Raw genomic sequence first — 15,824 nt, 5'->3', positions numbered from 1 at the left:
ATGCAAGAGGCGCTCAGCCCCTTTGGAGGCTGAGCGCAGTGGTCTTAACGTTGTGAGCCGATTTCGCGCAGTGGACGACCTTTCATCAGGTTACGTTCAATGTGCTCCAGCGAGACGTGTTTAGTTTCTGGCACCAGCCACAGGGTCAGCACAATAAACAGTGCGTTGAGCGCCGCGTAGATCCAGAAGGTATTGGCGTTACCGAAGGTGTCCAGCATGGTCAGGAAGGTTGCCCCCACGATCATATTGGCTATCCAGTTGGTGGCCGTCGAGCAGGTGATACCAAAATCACGCCCTTTCAGCGGCTGGATTTCCGAGCAAAGCACCCAGATAAGCGGACCGGCACTCATGGCAAAACCGACGATAAACATCAGCAGCATCGCCACCGCGAAGTACTGCGCGGCTGGAGAGTGGATGCCCAGATGCAGCATCGTACCCAAAATCCCCATTCCTGCGGCCATCACCAAAAAGCCCAGCACCAGCGTCGGCTTACGTCCCCAGCGGTCCACCAGACCGATAGCGATAAAGGTGGCCAGTACGTTCGCCAGACCGACAATCACGGTTCCCCACATCTGCTCGGTGGTGTTGCTGTAACCGGCAAGCTCAAAGATTTTCGGCGCGTAATACATGATGACGTTCATCCCGGTAAACTGCTGCATGACCTGTAGCAGGATGCCGAGGTAAACCGCGCGGCGGAAGTTAGCGTTATCCTTAAAGAGTGACCAGCCAGACTGTTTCACCTGCAAGCTTTCACGGATCTCTTCAAGCTCGTTTTTCGCTTCTGCACTGGTATCACGTAAGCGCATCAATACGCGTTCCGCATCGTGGAAGCGACGCTTGGCGGCAAACCAGCGCGGGCTGTCCGGCAGGAAAAAGACGCCAATCAGCAACAGCACCGCCGGAATGATGATGACGCCAAGCATCCAGCGCCACGCGCCGCTGTAGCTAAATGCGGTATCGGAGAGGTAGGCGCCGAGAATACCGATGGTTATCATCAGCTGATACATAGAAATCATGCTGCCACGGATTTTTTCCGGCGCAATCTCTGACAGGTAGAGCGGGGCGGTATAAGAGGCGACACCCACCGCCAGGCCAAGGATCACACGGGAAATAATCAGAATTTCCACGTTTGGCGCTGCGGCAGAACAGAGTGAGCCGATAACGAAGAGGACGGCACCGATCATCAGGCTTTTCTTGCGCCCAAGACGCCAGGAAAGCCAGCCGCTTCCCACCGCACCGACGGCAGCCCCGAACATCATTGAGCTGACCACCCACTCCTGCGTGTGAGAGTCAATTTTAAAATCATCTGCGATAAAGGGCAGTGCGCCCGCGATGACACCAATATCCAGGCCAAAGAGTAACCCTGCCAGGGCTGCCAGGAAGCAGACAAAAAAGGTCATCGCCTTATTTGAACGCCCCTGTTTTTTATTGTCAGGCATGATGCCCTCCATCTGTTTTATGCGTTTTTATTAATAATGACGTCAGTTTAAAGGGGGAGTGTTCTGCTGCAGGATCCGGTAGTGTAATCGGTTACATGCATGGTCATTAACATCCCTGAATAAAACTGAAAGATATTATAGATATAAGCGGAGAATATGATGGACCGGCGGGGGCAGTTTCAGACTAAACCGATCGGCGCTGTAACAAGCGGGTAGAGCTAAGGATTCTGCTCTGAACGCCGCGTCAGACGTGATGTAATCGGTTTCAATAAGCTGCTGATAATCCATAACAATTATAGTCAGCGTCAGGAAGCGTGAGGGAATTTTTTGCTGGCATTAAAAGAAAAAGCCAGCACAGGTCTGGCTTTTCTCGCGGCAGGGGCAGAGGATTATTTCAGGCCCGACGCTTCGCGCAGTTGTGCCGCTTTGTCGGTTTTTTCCCAGGGGAAATGTTCGCGACCAAAGTGACCGTAGGCTGCGGTTTCTTTGTAGATAGGATGCAGCAGATCCAGCATCTGAATCAGGCCATACGGGCGCAGGTCGAAAAACTCGCGCACCAGCAGAGTCAGCTGGTCTGCAGGGACTTTTTCTGTGCCAAATGTTTCCACCATGATGGAGGTCGGTTCAGCGACACCAATCGCATAGGAAACCTGAATCTCACAACGATCCGCAAGACCCGCCGCCACGATGTTTTTCGCTACGTAACGCGCCGCGTACGCCGCAGAACGGTCCACTTTTGAGGGATCTTTACCGGAGAAAGCGCCGCCACCGTGACGCGCCATGCCGCCGTAGGTATCAACGATGATTTTACGACCGGTCAGACCGCAGTCGCCCATCGGGCCACCGATAACAAAACGGCCCGTCGGGTTGATAAAGAATTTGGTAGAGGTATTCAGCCATTCGGTCGGCAGAACCGGCTTGATGATCTCTTCCATCACCGCTTCCTGCAGCGATTTCTGGTCGATATCTTCAGCGTGCTGAGTAGAGAGCACTACCGCGTCGATACCAACGATTTTGCCATCGTCATACTGGAAAGTGACCTGGCTTTTCGCATCCGGGCGCAGCCACGGCAGCGTGCCATTTTTACGCACCTGTGCCTGACGCTCAACCAGACGGTGTGCGTAGGTAACGGGCGCTGGCATCAGAACGTCAGTTTCATTGGTGGCATAACCAAACATCAGGCCCTGGTCGCCCGCACCCTGTTCCAGCGGATCGGCGCGGTCAACACCCTGGTTGATGTCAGGAGACTGTTTACCAATGGCGCTTAGTACGGCGCAAGAGTTAGCGTCAAAGCCCATGTCAGAATGCACATAGCCAATCTCGCGGACGGTTTTACGGGTGATCTCTTCGATATCCACCCATGCGCTGGTGGTAATTTCGCCACCGACCAGCACCATGCCGGTTTTCACATAGGTTTCACAGGCAACGCGCGCTTTCGGATCCTGTTCAAGGATCGCGTCCAGCACGGCGTCGGAAATTTGGTCAGCAATTTTGTCAGGATGCCCTTCTGAAACGGACTCAGACGTAAAAAGGTGTTTTGCCATGTTCTGTTTTCACCTGGAATAATTCGGTTGGCCTGGACAGCGTGCCGGGTTGCCTTTGCGTAGCGCAGCTAAGGCGTGCAGGTAAAGGCACAGGCTGTCTAAGTGTTAATCAGTTTAGATGGATTAACATCTGGATGGCTATTCTAGGTTAATTCTTAACCCCATTGCCAGCGTTTTTTGATGCGCCACACCGACTGACTGATATGGTTACAGAAATTTTTCCTGCCCGTGCCGCAAACGTAATTTTTTATTTTGCATTTTTAGCCTGTAGTCGGTATAAAACGCCGCGCGCGGCTTATCTAAAAAGCGCACGGGTTACCGTGTTGCCACTTCCAGCCGGGTTAAGCAATTTATGGCTTTGGCTTGTCGCGAATCATCCTGATTTGCGTGGAGGTGATACGAGATAATGAACCGTCGTTTTCTGCAGAATCTGCTGCGTCGTTCTGACGCACATACTTTTCCCGCAATCCGCAAATCCAGTCTGCAAACCTGCCGATGTTATACCCATTTCGGCGCTTCTCAGGACTCCCGGGCCGGCATGGCGCGGTGACGACTGAACAAGGGCTCTCCTGATCACACAGGAGTTTTCTCGTGGTTTCGCCGAACCGTCATACGTAAGTTCGGTCACGTGTTTTACAATGAATATGAACAAGAAACCGGTCGCACAGTCTGCGTCCCAGCATTTTGTGCTGGAAAATCAGACTGCTTATGGGTTGTTATCGCATTGTTACGCTGCGATAGTAGTTGACTGTCTTACACTTAAAACTTTTGAGGTTCGCGATGTCTGACGACCTGTCTTCATTTTCGCCTTCGTCAGCAGGCGAGCACGGTGTACTACGTTCCATGCAGGAGGTTGCGATGAGCTCCCAGGAAGCCAGCAAGATGCTACGTACTTACAACATTGCCTGGTGGGGCAATAACTATTATGACGTCAACGAACTGGGCCATATCAGCGTATGTCCCGATCCTGACGTCCCGGAGGCACGTGTCGATCTTGCGCAATTGGTGAAAGCACGTGAAGCGCAGGGCCAACGCCTGCCTGCATTGTTCTGCTTCCCACAGATTCTGCAACATCGCCTGCGCTCTATTAATGCTGCGTTCAAACGTGCACGTGAGTCTTATGGCTACAATGGCGATTATTTCCTGGTCTACCCCATTAAGGTGAACCAGCATCGCCGGGTGATTGAATCTCTGATTCACTCTGGGGAACCTCTGGGACTGGAGGCGGGCTCAAAAGCGGAACTGATGGCGGTACTGGCCCATGCTGGCATGACCCGCTCCGTCATTGTCTGTAACGGCTATAAAGACCGTGAATACATCCGTCTGGCGCTGATTGGCGAGAAGATGGGTCACAAGGTCTATCTTGTCATCGAGAAAATGTCTGAAATCGCCATCGTGCTGGATGAAGCTGAGCGCCTGAACGTGATCCCGCGTCTTGGCGTGCGTGCGCGTCTGGCCTCACAGGGCTCCGGTAAATGGCAGTCCTCCGGCGGTGAGAAGTCTAAATTCGGCCTGGCAGCAAACCAGGTGCTGCAACTGGTGGAAATTCTGCGTGAACGTGGTCGCCTGGACAGTATCCAGCTGCTGCATTTCCATCTTGGCTCGCAGATGGCCAACATCCGTGACATTGCCACCGGCGTGCGTGAGTCGGCACGTTTTTACGTTGAGTTACATAAGCTTGGCGTGAATATTCAATGCTTCGACGTCGGCGGTGGTCTGGGCGTGGACTATGAAGGGACGCGTTCGCAGTCCGACTGTTCGGTGAACTACGGCCTTAATGAGTATGCCAATAATATCATCTGGGCCATTGGCGATGCCTGCGAAGAGAATGGCCTGCCGCATCCAACGGTGATTACTGAGTCCGGGCGTGCGGTAACAGCACACCATACGGTTCTGGTCTCTAACATCATCGGGGTTGAGCGCAACGAGTATACCGAGGCGACGGCTCCGGCGGAAGATGCGCCACGCGCGCTGCAAAGCATGTGGGAAACCTGGCAGGAGATGCACGAGCCGGGCACGCGTCGTTCGCTGCGCGAGTGGCTGCATGACAGCCAGATGGATCTGCATGATATTCATATCGGCTACTCTTCCGGTGCCTTCAGTCTGCAGGAGCGTGCGTGGGCTGAGCAGTTGTACCTCAATATGTGTCATGAGGTGCAAAAGCAGCTCGATCCGAGTAACCGTGCGCATCGGCCTATTATTGACGAATTGCAGGAACGTATGGCGGACAAGATGTACGTCAACTTCTCGCTGTTCCAGTCAATGCCGGACGCCTGGGGCATCGATCAGTTGTTCCCGGTTCTGCCGTTGGAAGGGTTAAATCAAATCCCGGAACGTCGTGCCGTGCTGCTGGATATCACCTGTGACTCCGATGGCGCTATCGATCACTATGTCGATGGTGACGGCATCGCTACCACCATGCCGATGCCGGAATACGATCCTGAGAATCCACCGATGCTGGGCTTCTTTATGGTAGGGGCTTATCAGGAGATCCTTGGCAACATGCATAACCTGTTTGGCGATACCGAAGCGGTGGATGTCTTTGTCTTCCCTGACGGCAGCGTGGAAGTGGAGTTGTCGGATGAGGGAGATACCGTGGCGGACATGCTGGAATACGTGCAGCTTGATCCGAAAACCCTGCTGACCCAGTTCCGCGATCAGGTCAAGCAAACGGATCTGGACGATGCGTTACAGCAGCAATTCCTCGAAGAGTTTGAGGCGGGGCTGTACGGTTATACGTATCTTGAAGATGAGTAATTAAGTCATACTGCCGGAGGCAGAAAACACCTCCGGCACTGTTTCCGTTATTTAATCCCGTCTGCTGCCAGTCTGTCGCGAACGTGTTGCGCACGCGCTGCTGAGGCCGGGTGATCGTCAAACATGGAACTCTGGCGTCCCTCTTCCAGTTTTGCCAGTTTCTCGAAGCTGGTTGCCAGGCCGAGCGGGCTGATACCGCGTTTGCGCAACAGATCATAGGAGTAATCATCCGCTTCGGACTCCTGACGCTGCGAGAACTGCGAATTCACCAGTTTTTCTCCGAGCGACCCCAGCTGTGATTGTGACAGGCTTCCCACCACGCCGCCCGCAGAGGCCGCCGCTGCACGAACCGCGTTGGTGCCTAACGCCACCTGCATACCTTTCTTCACATGACCGAGCGCAACGTGGCCCATTTCATGGCCGATGACCGCTTCGACTTCGTTGTCATTCATCATATCCATAAGACCGCTGTAAACGCGGATACAGCCATTGGCCATGGCGAAGGCGTTGACATCTTTCGCCATGTAAACTTTGTAGTTCACCGGCTGGCCGTTGATGTTGTCACCTAATGCGTTGGCAATTTTAGCGAGACGCTGGCTGTACTGGCTGCTTGCAGGGGCGATACTGGCTTTACCGTCCATCTGCTTACAGGCTTCATCACTCAGGGTTTTGACCTGTTCATCACTCAGATTGTAGGCCTGAAAGGCTTCGGCCCCCGAAGACAAAAAGCCGTTAGAGTCCATATTCTGGCAGCCTGCCAGCAGGGTAGCGGTGGCCAAAGCAAGCAAAGCCGGGCGAATTTTCATCTCTTATTTTCCACGCAGGTTGACTCATCATTCTGATACCACGCCGGTTACAATCGAACCGGTGCGGATGCATAAGTATAAAGAATAGAATGATAAGCGGGCGAGTCCATTGCGCAACGCGCAGGCAGCTTCCAGAGATTTCTTAATCGTCAAAAGGATGCTCCATGTACATGACTTGCCGCTTGGGTTACATTGTTGGCACTTTTTTCCGGCGTAGCCCAAAACGCGCTGTAGTCAAGTCGTTGCGGGTATGGCCTTTAACAGTCCGATCTGGAGTCAAAATGTCCTCACGTAAAGAGCTTGCCAATGCCATTCGTGCGCTGAGCATGGACGCGGTACAGAAAGCCAAATCCGGTCATCCGGGAGCCCCGATGGGTATGGCTGACATTGCCGAAGTCCTGTGGCGTGATTTCCTGAACCACAACCCGAACAACCCGGCCTGGGCCGACCGCGACCGCTTTGTGCTCTCCAACGGCCACGGCTCGATGCTGATTTACAGCCTGCTGCACCTCACCGGTTATGACCTGCCGATATCCGAGCTGAAAAACTTCCGCCAGCTGCATTCCAAAACCCCGGGCCACCCGGAAGTGGGCTACACCGCCGGTGTGGAAACCACCACCGGTCCGCTGGGGCAGGGCATTGCCAACGCCGTGGGCATGGCGATTGCCGAGAAGACTCTGGCGGCGCAGTTCAACCGTCCGGGCCACGACATCGTTGACCACTTCACCTACGCGTTCATGGGCGACGGCTGCATGATGGAAGGCATTTCTCACGAAGTGTGCTCCCTGGCCGGTACCCTGAAACTGGGTAAACTGGTGGCGTTCTATGACGACAACGGCATCTCCATCGACGGCCACGTTGAAGGCTGGTTCACCGACGACACCGCTGCCCGTTTCGAAGCCTACGGCTGGCACGTGGTGCGCGGCGTGGACGGCCACGATGCTGACGCCATTAAACGCGCCGTGGAAGAAGCGCGCGCCGTCACCGACAAACCGTCCCTGCTGATGTGCAGAACCATCATTGGTTTCGGCTCGCCGAACAAACAGGGCACCCACGACTCCCACGGTGCGCCGCTGGGCGACGCGGAAATCGCCCTGACCCGTGAGCAGCTGGGCTGGAAACACGCGGCCTTTGACATCCCGTCTGAAATTTATGCCCAGTGGGATGCGAAAGAAGCCGGTCAGGCGAAAGAGTCCGCGTGGAACGGGAAGTTCGCCGCGTACGCGAAAGCCTTCCCTGAGCAGGCCGCTGAATTCACCCGCCGTATGAAAGGCGAGATGCCGGCTGACTTTGATGCGAAAGCCAGCGAGTTCATCGCGAAACTGCAGGCTAATCCGGCGAAAATCGCCAGCCGCAAGGCGTCGCAGAATGCGATTGAAGCTTTTGGTCCGCTGTTGCCTGAGTTCCTCGGCGGCTCTGCGGACCTCGCGCCGTCTAACCTGACCCTGTGGTCCGGCTCGAAAGCGATTAACGAAGACACGGCGGGTAACTACATCCACTACGGCGTGCGCGAGTTCGGCATGACCGCGATTGCCAACGGCATCGCCCTGCACGGCGGCTTCCTGCCGTACACCTCCACCTTCCTGATGTTCGTCGAGTACGCGCGTAACGCGGTGCGTATGGCGGCCCTCATGAAGCAGCGCCAGGTGATGGTCTACACCCACGACTCCATCGGTCTGGGCGAAGACGGTCCGACGCACCAGCCGGTGGAGCAGGTGGCTTCCCTGCGCGTGACCCCGAACATGTCCACCTGGCGTCCGTGCGACCAGGTTGAATCTGCCGTTGCGTGGAAATACGGCGTGGAGCGTCAGGACGGCCCGACCGCGCTGATTCTGTCGCGTCAGAACCTGGCGCAGCAGGAGCGTACCGAAGAGCAACTGGCGAATATCGCCCGCGGTGGTTACGTACTGAAAGACAGCAACGGCCAGCCGGAGATTATCTTCATCGCCACCGGTTCTGAAGTGGAGCTGGCGGTTGCGGCATGGGAGAAACTGACTGCCGAAGGCGTGAAGGCGCGCGTGGTGTCCATGCCGTCCACCGACGCGTTCGACAGGCAGGATGCAGCTTACCGTGAATCTGTGCTGCCAAAAGCGGTGTCCGCGCGTGTTGCCATTGAAGCGGGCATTGCGGACTACTGGTACAAATACGTGGGCCTGAACGGCGCGGTCATTGGCATGACCACTTTCGGTGAGTCTGCCCCGGCGGAGCTGCTGTTTGAAGAGTTTGGTTTCACCGTTGAGAACGTTGTTGCCAAAGCAAAAGCACTGCTGTAATTGCGAGAAACATGACAAAGGGTCGCTCAGGCGACCCTTTTTTTATGCCTGTAGTTTTTTATTTTTGTCAGAGGCAAGTGCTTTAGTGTGATATTCATTACAAAATCATAAAATAAGTTAGTTGTAATTTTGCTATGGTGATCGCGTAAATGCTATTGCAAAATTTATTTTGATTTACAACGCATTGATTTATATCGCATCTAAAACAGGACTTATTCTTATCGTCGCTTTTGTCCAGAGATTGATCTCATTCTTAGGCAAGCGTATTTTATTTTTGACCGCACTTTATACCCGAAAATAAAATAAGGATAATTCATGCGACTGATTGATTATTTTCCGGAGAAATCCGTATCAATAATAAATTCGGTGAATGATTGGCAGGAAGCTATTGATACTTCCATGTCTGCGCTGCTGTTTAATCATTATGTTACCCCCGACTATATACAAGCTATTAAAGATTCGACGTTAAAAAATGGGCCTTATTATATTCTCGCGCCAGGCGTTGCAATGCCGCATGCTCGCCCGGAGTGTGGCGCGTTAAAAACTGGAATGTCATTAACGCTACTTAAAGAAACCGTTAATTTTGGTGAGGCTAATGAACCCGTTAAATTGCTTATCGGATTATCCGCCGCAGATGCAGATTCACATATCGGTGCTATACAGGCATTAAGCGAACTATTATGTGAGGAGGAATCACTTACCGAGTTGTTAGCGGCAAAGTCAGAAAAACAGCTGGCGGATATTATTGCTCGCGCATAATTATTTTCTCATTTCAGGATATTATTATGGAACACAAGTCTGCTCGTGCGAAGGTCCAGGCTTTTGGGGGATTTTTAACCGCAATGGTTATCCCCAATATTGGCGCTTTTATTGCCTGGGGTTTTATCACCGCGCTATTTATCCCGACCGGTTGGCTGCCAGATGAGCATTTCGCCAAAATCGTCGGGCCGATGATTACCTATTTATTACCAGTCATGATCGGTTCCACCGGCGGGTTTCTGGTTGGAGGTAAACGCGGCGGAGTAATGGGAGGAATCGGCACCATTGGCGTCATTGTGGGGGCGGATATTCCAATGTTCCTCGGCTCGATGATCATCGGTCCGCTCGGTGGCGTGATCATTAAATATATTGATCGGGCGCTGGAAAAGCGTATTCCTGCCGGTTTTGAGATGGTCATTAATAACTTTTCGCTCGGTATTGCCGGGATGATCCTCTGCCTGCTGGGGTTTGAGGTTATCGGTCCGGCCGTGCTTATCGCGAATAATTTCGTCAAAGAGTGTATCGAAGCGCTGGTCCACGCGGGCTATCTGCCTCTGCTGTCATTGATCAACGAACCGGCGAAAATTCTCTTCTTAAACAATGCCATCGATCAGGGGGTTTATTATCCGCTGGGGATGCAACAGGCTTCGGAAACCGGAAAGTCTATTTTCTTCATGGTTGCCTCTAACCCCGGGCCGGGCTTAGGTCTGCTGCTGGCCTTCTCCTTTTTTGGCAAAGGTATGGCGAAGAAGTCAGCGCCAGGGGCGATGATTATCCACTTCCTCGGCGGCATCCATGAACTCTACTTCCCGTATGTGCTGATGAAGCCGCTGACGCTTATCGCCATGATTGCAGGGGGCATGAGCGGAACATGGGTATTTAATCTGTTAGGTGGCGGGCTGGTAGCAGGTCCAAGCCCAGGCTCTATTTTTGCTTATCTCGCGTTGACCCCGAAAGGTTGTTTCCTCGCGACCATTGCCGGCGTCACCGCAGGAACCCTGATTACCTTTCTTATTACTTCTTTCATTTTGAAAATGGAGAAAAATAGCGAAGCGGCAGACGAAGATTCATTCAGTGACTCTGCTAAAGCAGTGAAGGTTATGAAACAGGAAGGGGCGTTTTCATATCGCACTATAAAACGCATTGCTTTTGTTTGTGACGCCGGAATGGGTTCAAGCGCAATGGGCGCAACCACATTCCGTAAGCGTCTTGAAAAGGCGGGACTGACAATCGAGGTTCATCATTACGCTATCGAAAATGTACCAGACGATGCCGATATGATTGTGACTCATGCCAGCCTTGAGGGGCGAGTAAAACGCGTTACGAATAAACCCCTGGTCCTCATTAATAACTATATTGGCGACCCGAACCTGGATGGGCTCTTTAAACATCTTACCGCCAACTAGTATTATTTTCTGGAGTCGTTATGAAAACCAAAGTGGCTGCTATTTATGGCAAGCGGGATGTTCGCATCCGTGAATTTGAATTGCCAGAAATAACTGAAAATGAATTATTGGTCAGCGTTATCTCCGACAGCGTGTGTTTATCAACATGGAAAGCCGCCTGTCTGGGAAGCGAACATAAACGCGTTCCGAATGATCTGGAAAACCATCCGGTCATTACCGGACATGAATGCGCAGGAATTATTGTTGAGGTAGGTAAAAACCTGGTCGACAGGTATAAAAAAGGGCAGCGTTTTGTTTTGCAACCCGCAATGGGTTTGCCCAGTGGTTATTCTGCCGGATATAGCTATGAATATTTTGGCGGGAATGCAACCTATATGATCATTCCCGAAATCGCCATCAATCTGGGGTGCGTATTACCGTATCACGGCTCCTATTTTGCGGCGGCATCGCTGGCGGAGCCAATGTGTTGCATTATCGGTGCCTATAACGCCAATTATCACACCACGCCGTATGTTTATGAGCACCGGATGGGGATTAAACCTGGCGGGAATATCGCACTGCTGGCCTGCGCCGGGCCAATGGGGATTGGTGCCATTGATTACGCGATAAACGGTGGTATTCAACCCTCGCGCGTGGTGGTGGTGGATATCGATGAAGCCCGCCTGGCGCAGGCGAAAAAGCTGTTACCGGTTGCGCTGGCGTCGGCAAAAGGCATCGAGCTTATCTATGTGAATACCCGTGACATGGACAACCCCGCAACGCAGCTGCGGGCGCTCACCGGTGATGCCGGTTTTGATGACGTTTTTGTCTACGCCGCCGTACCGTCCGTGATTGAGATGGCCGACGAGCTTCTCGCCGAAGATGGTTGCCTGAATTTCTTTGCCGGGCCGACCGACAGCCAGTTTAAGGTTCCCTTTAACTTCTACAACGTGCATTACAACAGCACGCATGTGGTGGGCACATCCGGTGGTTCAACGGATGACATGAAAGAGGCGATTGCTCTCAGTGCGACCGGTCAGCTCCAGCCATCCTTTATGGTGACCCATATTGGCGGACTGGATGCGGTGCCTGATACCGTTCTTAACCTACCGGATATTCCTGGCGGTAAAAAGCTCATCTATAACGGCGTGACGATGCCGCTGACGGCAATTACCGATTTTGCTGAAAAAGGGAAAACCGATCCGCTGTTCAGTGAACTGGCACGGCTGGTTGAAGAGACGCACGGCATCTGGAATGAGAAGGCGGAGAAATACCTGCTGGCCCATTTCGGCGTGGATATCGGGGAGGCTGCGGCATGATGTCTCTGGCATGGCCGCTCTTTCGCATTACGGAACAGGCAGCGCTGGCTGCCTGGCCGCAAACCGGGTGTGGCGATAAGAACCGAATCGATGGGCTGGCGGTCACCGCCATGCGTCAGGCGTTGAATGATATCGCTATTCGCGGGCGCATCGTGATTGGCGAGGGGGAGATTGACCAAGCGCCAATGCTGTGGATTGGCGAAGAGGTTGGTCGTGGTGTCGGGCCGGAAGTGGATATTGCGGTCGACCCTATTGAAGGCACACGGATGGTGGCGATGGGGCAGAGTAATGCCCTGGCAGTCATGGCGTTTGCACCGCGCGGCAGTCTACTCCATGCCCCTGATATGTATATGAAGAAACTGGTCGTTAATGGACGGGCTGCCGGGGCTATCGATCTGGCGTTGCCGCTGGCGGAAAATTTACGCAACATCGCCAGCGCGCTGGGTAAACCTCTGGAGAGCCTGCGGATGGTTACCTTGGACAAACTACGCTTACAGCCCATGATTGCCGAAGCCACACGCCTCGGGGTGAAAGTGTTTGCCCTGCCGGACGGCGACGTCGCAGCCAGCGTATTGACCTGTCAGCAGGATAATCCTTATGACCTGATGTTCACCATCGGTGGCGCGCCGGAAGGGGTGATCTCTGCTTGCGCGGTCAAGGCGCTGGGCGGTGATATGCAGGCGGAGTTGATTGACTTTTGCCAGGCAAAAGACGACAGCGCCGAAAATCGCACGATCGCGCAGCAGGAACGCCAGCGTTGCACGGAAATGGGTGTAGAGGTCAACCGTGTCTATTCGCTGGAGGAGTTGGCAGGGGGGCGTGACATCCTCTTTAGCGCGACCGGTGTGACTGGCGGCGATCTGGTTAATGGCATTCAACAGGTAGCGAACGGTGTGCGCACGCAAACTTTACTGATCGGCGGCGCGGATCGGACGTGTAATATAATAAACTCCCTGCATTCATGGTGATTTATCGAGAGACGAATGACGACGCTGACAGAAGATGATGTGCTTGAGCAACTGGACGCTCAGGAGGACTTATTTGCGTTTATGACGGTGGCACATGACATCTTGCTACTGGGGATTAAGCGCTTTCTGCCGTCGCTGTTCGTCGATAACGATGAAGAGATCGTGGAATATGCAGTGAAGCCTTTGCTCGCGCAAAGCGGGCCGCTTGACGACATTGATGTGGCGTTACGACTGATCTATGCGCTGGGGAAAATGGATAAATGGCTCTATGCCGATATCACCCATTTCACTCAGTTTTATCAGTATCTGAAAGACCAGACTGAGATCCCAGGTTTTGCTGACGATATCACCTGGGATTTCATCAGTAACGTGAATTGTATAACCCGTAATACCACTCTGTATGGTGCGCTAAAGTCGATGAAATTTGCCGACTTTGCCGCCTGGTCTGCGGTTCGCTTTAGCGATATGGTCAAGACGGCACTCACGCTTGCGGTAACGGCAATATTAAAGGAACTCTCGCCGTGAAAATCGCACTGACGGTGAATGGGCTACAGACAGAGGCCCATTACCATGATGATGAAATAGAACATGTTCATAAGCCCTTGCTGCGAAAACTGGCACAAGTACATGCCGCGCATTCTGCGCGACGGACCATCGTCTTTCTCAGCGCCCCGCCCGGCACGGGAAAATCAACGCTTACGACCTTCTGGGAATATCTCTGTCGCCGGGATGCCGACCTGCCCGAGATCCAGACGTTACCCATGGACGGTTTTCATCATTACAACAGCTGGCTGGATGCGCAGGGTTTGCGGCCTTACAAAGGCGCACCGGAGACGTTTGATGTGGCGAAGCTTGAGCAAAACCTGCAACAGATTCGCGAGAGAGATGGTACATGGCCGCAGTACGACAGACAAAAGCACGATCCGGTCGAAGAGGCCGTTATTGTGACGGCGCCGATGGTTATTGTAGAGGGTAACTGGCTGTTACTGGATGATATCCGCTGGCGGGCGTTAGCCCGGTACTGCGATTTTTCGCTCTTCATCAACGCGCCTGCTGAGGTTCTTCGGGAGCGGCTTATTGCCCGGAAGCAGACGGGAGGATTAACGTTGTCGGAGGCGGAAGCATTCTATATCCAGACTGATGGTCCCAACGTTGAACGCGTACTGACGTGCAGCTGCGTGCCTGACCTGACACTGTTTATGTCCAGCGATGGGCGCTATAACATTGCCTGAAAGGCAGCCAACCCTGTGAGTCAGCTGGAAGGCGACAGAGTGGAATAATTGCCCGCTGGATTGGCCTTAAAATGTGACGCAGGTCAGATAATTGTTCAGTCTGGCGGGACAGCCGTTCCTTTTATTCCATGATTCGCTTATTCTAGCTGAAGCGTTTCAGTTGTTTAAATGTTCGACAAATAATCAATCAGTTGTCGTTTGTGACAGGCGAGGATTCCCCTCTGAAGGTTGCTGCATTACTCTGTTAGCCACTTCAGGACAGGTTAGCCTTGCAGGAGATCTATGACCGTACGCATAGCGATAAATGGCTTCGGTCGCATCGGGCGCAATGTGGTTCGTGCTTTATATGAATCCGGGCGACGAGCGGAAATCACCGTGGTGGCGATTAATGAACTGGCCGATGCCGCAGGCATGGCCCATTTATTAAAATACGACACCAGCCACGGGCGGTTTGCATGGGATGTGCATCAGGAACGTGAGCAGCTATTCATCGGCGATGATGTTATCCGCATTCTGCATGAATCTGAGCTCGCACAACTGCCCTGGCGAGAACTGGGCGTTGATGTTGTGCTTGATTGCACGGGCGTGTTTGGCAACCGTGAACATGGGGAAGCCCATCTTGCCGCTGGTGCCAAAAAAGTGCTTTTCTCCCATCCTGGTAGCAACGATCTCGACGCGACGGTGGTTTTTGGCGTAAACGAAGCGCTACTTCGTGTCGAAGACCGGATTGTGTCAAATGCCTCCTGCACGACAAACTGTATTATTCCGGTCATTAAGCTGCTTGATGATGCGTTTAGCATTGAGTGGGGAACGGTAACCACCATTCACTCCGCCATGCACGACCAGCAAGTTATTGATGCTTACCACCCGGATTTGCGTCGCACGCGCGCCGCCAGCCAGTCCATTATCCCGGTGGATACCAAACTGGCCGCAGGAATTACCCGTATTTTTCCGCAATTCCATGATCGTTTTGAGGCAATTGCGGTCCGTGTACCGACCATTAACGTGACGGCAATAGATCTGAGCGTAACGGTCAAAAGTCCGGTAAAAGCCAGTGAAGTCAATGCGTTGCTGCAAAAAGCAGCACGTGGGACTTTTCATGGTATAGTTGACTATACGGAATTACCGTTGGTTTCAGTTGATTTTAACCACGATCCCCACAGTGCCATTGTCGACGGCACGCAGACGCGGGTCAGTGGTTCGCACCTTATTAAAACCCTGGTGTGGTGCGATAACGAATGGGGCTTTGCTAACCGAATGCTCGACACGACGTTAGCGATGGCCGCGAAAGGTTTCAGGTAGGGTGTAAGTTGCACCCGCAAAACTTTATGAATCATTGAGA

14 protein-coding genes are annotated in these 15,824 nt (G+C 53.1%); 11 read left to right on the top strand and 3 right to left on the bottom strand.

All coding sequences use genetic code 11. The features are described from left to right. Nucleotides 1-44 precede the first annotated feature (44 nt). On the bottom strand, nucleotides 45-1,439 hold the full coding sequence (locus M1D91_RS19205; protein WP_437434389.1) for a sugar porter family MFS transporter: 1,395 nt from the start codon (nucleotides 1,437-1,439) through the stop codon (nucleotides 45-47). A 389-nt stretch (nucleotides 1,440-1,828) separates the two neighbouring features. Then, on the bottom strand, nucleotides 1,829-2,983 hold the full coding sequence (gene metK, locus M1D91_RS19200; RefSeq protein ID WP_437434388.1) for a methionine adenosyltransferase: 1,155 nt from the start codon (nucleotides 2,981-2,983) through the stop codon (nucleotides 1,829-1,831). 406 nt (nucleotides 2,984-3,389) lie between these two features. Here metK and M1D91_RS19195 point away from each other — a divergent pair, with 406 nt between their 5' ends. The 3 genes from M1D91_RS19195 to speA all read left to right on the top strand — a co-directional run bounded on the left by M1D91_RS19195 (nucleotide 3,390) and on the right by speA (nucleotide 5,740). Beyond that, nucleotides 3,390-3,533, top strand: a complete 144-nt coding sequence (locus M1D91_RS19195) for a hypothetical protein (protein ID WP_437434387.1) — start codon at nucleotides 3,390-3,392, stop codon at nucleotides 3,531-3,533. Between the two features lie 88 nt (nucleotides 3,534-3,621). After that, nucleotides 3,622-3,771 (top strand): acid stress response protein YqgB, encoded by a 150-nt coding sequence (yqgB, locus tag M1D91_RS19190; protein ID WP_437434386.1) that lies wholly within the window; start codon nucleotides 3,622-3,624, stop codon nucleotides 3,769-3,771. Then, entirely contained in the window at nucleotides 3,764-5,740 is a 1,977-nt protein-coding gene (gene speA / locus M1D91_RS19185; RefSeq protein WP_437434385.1) for a biosynthetic arginine decarboxylase, read from the top strand. Before yqgB ends, speA begins: the two co-directional genes overlap by 8 nt. Nucleotides 5,741-5,787: 47 nt before the next feature. Here the strand turns inward: speA and loiP are convergent, their stop codons facing one another. Then, nucleotides 5,788-6,546, bottom strand: a complete 759-nt coding sequence (gene loiP, locus M1D91_RS19180) for a metalloprotease LoiP (RefSeq protein ID WP_437434384.1) — start codon at nucleotides 6,544-6,546, stop codon at nucleotides 5,788-5,790. A 281-nt stretch (nucleotides 6,547-6,827) separates the two neighbouring features. Here loiP and tkt point away from each other — a divergent pair, with 281 nt between their 5' ends. The 8 genes from tkt to epd all read left to right on the top strand — a co-directional run bounded on the left by tkt (nucleotide 6,828) and on the right by epd (nucleotide 15,784). Beyond that, nucleotides 6,828-8,819, top strand: a complete 1,992-nt coding sequence (tkt, locus tag M1D91_RS19175; protein WP_457975824.1) for a transketolase — start codon at nucleotides 6,828-6,830, stop codon at nucleotides 8,817-8,819. A 315-nt stretch (nucleotides 8,820-9,134) separates the two neighbouring features. Continuing rightward, nucleotides 9,135-9,578, top strand: a complete 444-nt coding sequence (gene cmtB / locus M1D91_RS19170; protein ID WP_437433977.1) for a PTS mannitol transporter subunit IIA — start codon at nucleotides 9,135-9,137, stop codon at nucleotides 9,576-9,578. 26 nt (nucleotides 9,579-9,604) lie between these two features. Then, the gene (locus M1D91_RS19165; protein ID WP_437433976.1) at nucleotides 9,605-10,984 is read left to right on the top strand and encodes a PTS mannitol transporter subunit IICB; all 1,380 of its coding nucleotides are present in this window, start codon (nucleotides 9,605-9,607) and stop codon (nucleotides 10,982-10,984) included. 20 nt (nucleotides 10,985-11,004) lie between these two features. Next, nucleotides 11,005-12,282 (top strand): zinc-binding dehydrogenase, encoded by a 1,278-nt coding sequence (locus tag M1D91_RS19160; protein ID WP_437433975.1) that lies wholly within the window; start codon nucleotides 11,005-11,007, stop codon nucleotides 12,280-12,282. After that, a complete protein-coding gene (glpX, locus tag M1D91_RS19155) occupies nucleotides 12,279-13,250 on the top strand; it encodes a class II fructose-bisphosphatase (protein WP_437433974.1) in 972 nt (323 codons plus the stop codon). The genes M1D91_RS19160 and glpX overlap by 4 nt, the downstream gene beginning before the upstream one ends. A gap of 15 nt (nucleotides 13,251-13,265) precedes the next feature. After that, the gene (locus M1D91_RS19150) at nucleotides 13,266-13,775 is read left to right on the top strand and encodes an MltR family transcriptional regulator (protein WP_437433973.1); all 510 of its coding nucleotides are present in this window, start codon (nucleotides 13,266-13,268) and stop codon (nucleotides 13,773-13,775) included. Next, on the top strand, nucleotides 13,772-14,482 hold the full coding sequence (locus M1D91_RS19145) for a nucleoside/nucleotide kinase family protein (protein WP_437433972.1): 711 nt from the start codon (nucleotides 13,772-13,774) through the stop codon (nucleotides 14,480-14,482). The genes M1D91_RS19150 and M1D91_RS19145 overlap by 4 nt, the downstream gene beginning before the upstream one ends. Before the next feature lie 282 nt (nucleotides 14,483-14,764). Continuing rightward, nucleotides 14,765-15,784 (top strand): erythrose-4-phosphate dehydrogenase, encoded by a 1,020-nt coding sequence (gene epd / locus M1D91_RS19140; RefSeq protein ID WP_437433971.1) that lies wholly within the window; start codon nucleotides 14,765-14,767, stop codon nucleotides 15,782-15,784. Nucleotides 15,785-15,824: the final 40 nt, after the last annotated feature.

Source organism: Enterobacter sp. SA197, from assembly GCF_054131575.1.
The sequence above is the reverse complement of the archived record's forward strand: the minus strand, read 5'-3'. Positions and strand labels throughout refer to the sequence as shown.

Bases quoted from the DNA above. Each gene is read 5' to 3' on its own strand.
- M1D91_RS19205 (WP_437434389.1), bottom strand. From the start codon at position 1,439: ATGCCTGACAATAAAAAACAGGGGCGTTCAAATAAGGCGATGACCTTT.
- metK (WP_437434388.1), bottom strand. From the start codon at position 2,983: ATGGCAAAACACCTTTTTACGTCTGAGTCCGTTTCAGAAGGGCATCCT.
- M1D91_RS19195 (WP_437434387.1), top strand. From the start codon at position 3,390: ATGAACCGTCGTTTTCTGCAGAATCTGCTGCGTCGTTCTGACGCACAT.
- yqgB (WP_437434386.1), top strand. From the start codon at position 3,622: ATGAATATGAACAAGAAACCGGTCGCACAGTCTGCGTCCCAGCATTTT.
- speA (WP_437434385.1), top strand. From the start codon at position 3,764: ATGTCTGACGACCTGTCTTCATTTTCGCCTTCGTCAGCAGGCGAGCAC.
- loiP (WP_437434384.1), bottom strand. From the start codon at position 6,546: ATGAAAATTCGCCCGGCTTTGCTTGCTTTGGCCACCGCTACCCTGCTG.
- tkt (WP_457975824.1), top strand. From the start codon at position 6,828: ATGTCCTCACGTAAAGAGCTTGCCAATGCCATTCGTGCGCTGAGCATG.
- cmtB (WP_437433977.1), top strand. From the start codon at position 9,135: ATGCGACTGATTGATTATTTTCCGGAGAAATCCGTATCAATAATAAAT.
- M1D91_RS19165 (WP_437433976.1), top strand. From the start codon at position 9,605: ATGGAACACAAGTCTGCTCGTGCGAAGGTCCAGGCTTTTGGGGGATTT.
- M1D91_RS19160 (WP_437433975.1), top strand. From the start codon at position 11,005: ATGAAAACCAAAGTGGCTGCTATTTATGGCAAGCGGGATGTTCGCATC.
- glpX (WP_437433974.1), top strand. From the start codon at position 12,279: ATGATGTCTCTGGCATGGCCGCTCTTTCGCATTACGGAACAGGCAGCG.
- M1D91_RS19150 (WP_437433973.1), top strand. From the start codon at position 13,266: ATGACGACGCTGACAGAAGATGATGTGCTTGAGCAACTGGACGCTCAG.
- epd (WP_437433971.1), top strand. From the start codon at position 14,765: ATGACCGTACGCATAGCGATAAATGGCTTCGGTCGCATCGGGCGCAAT.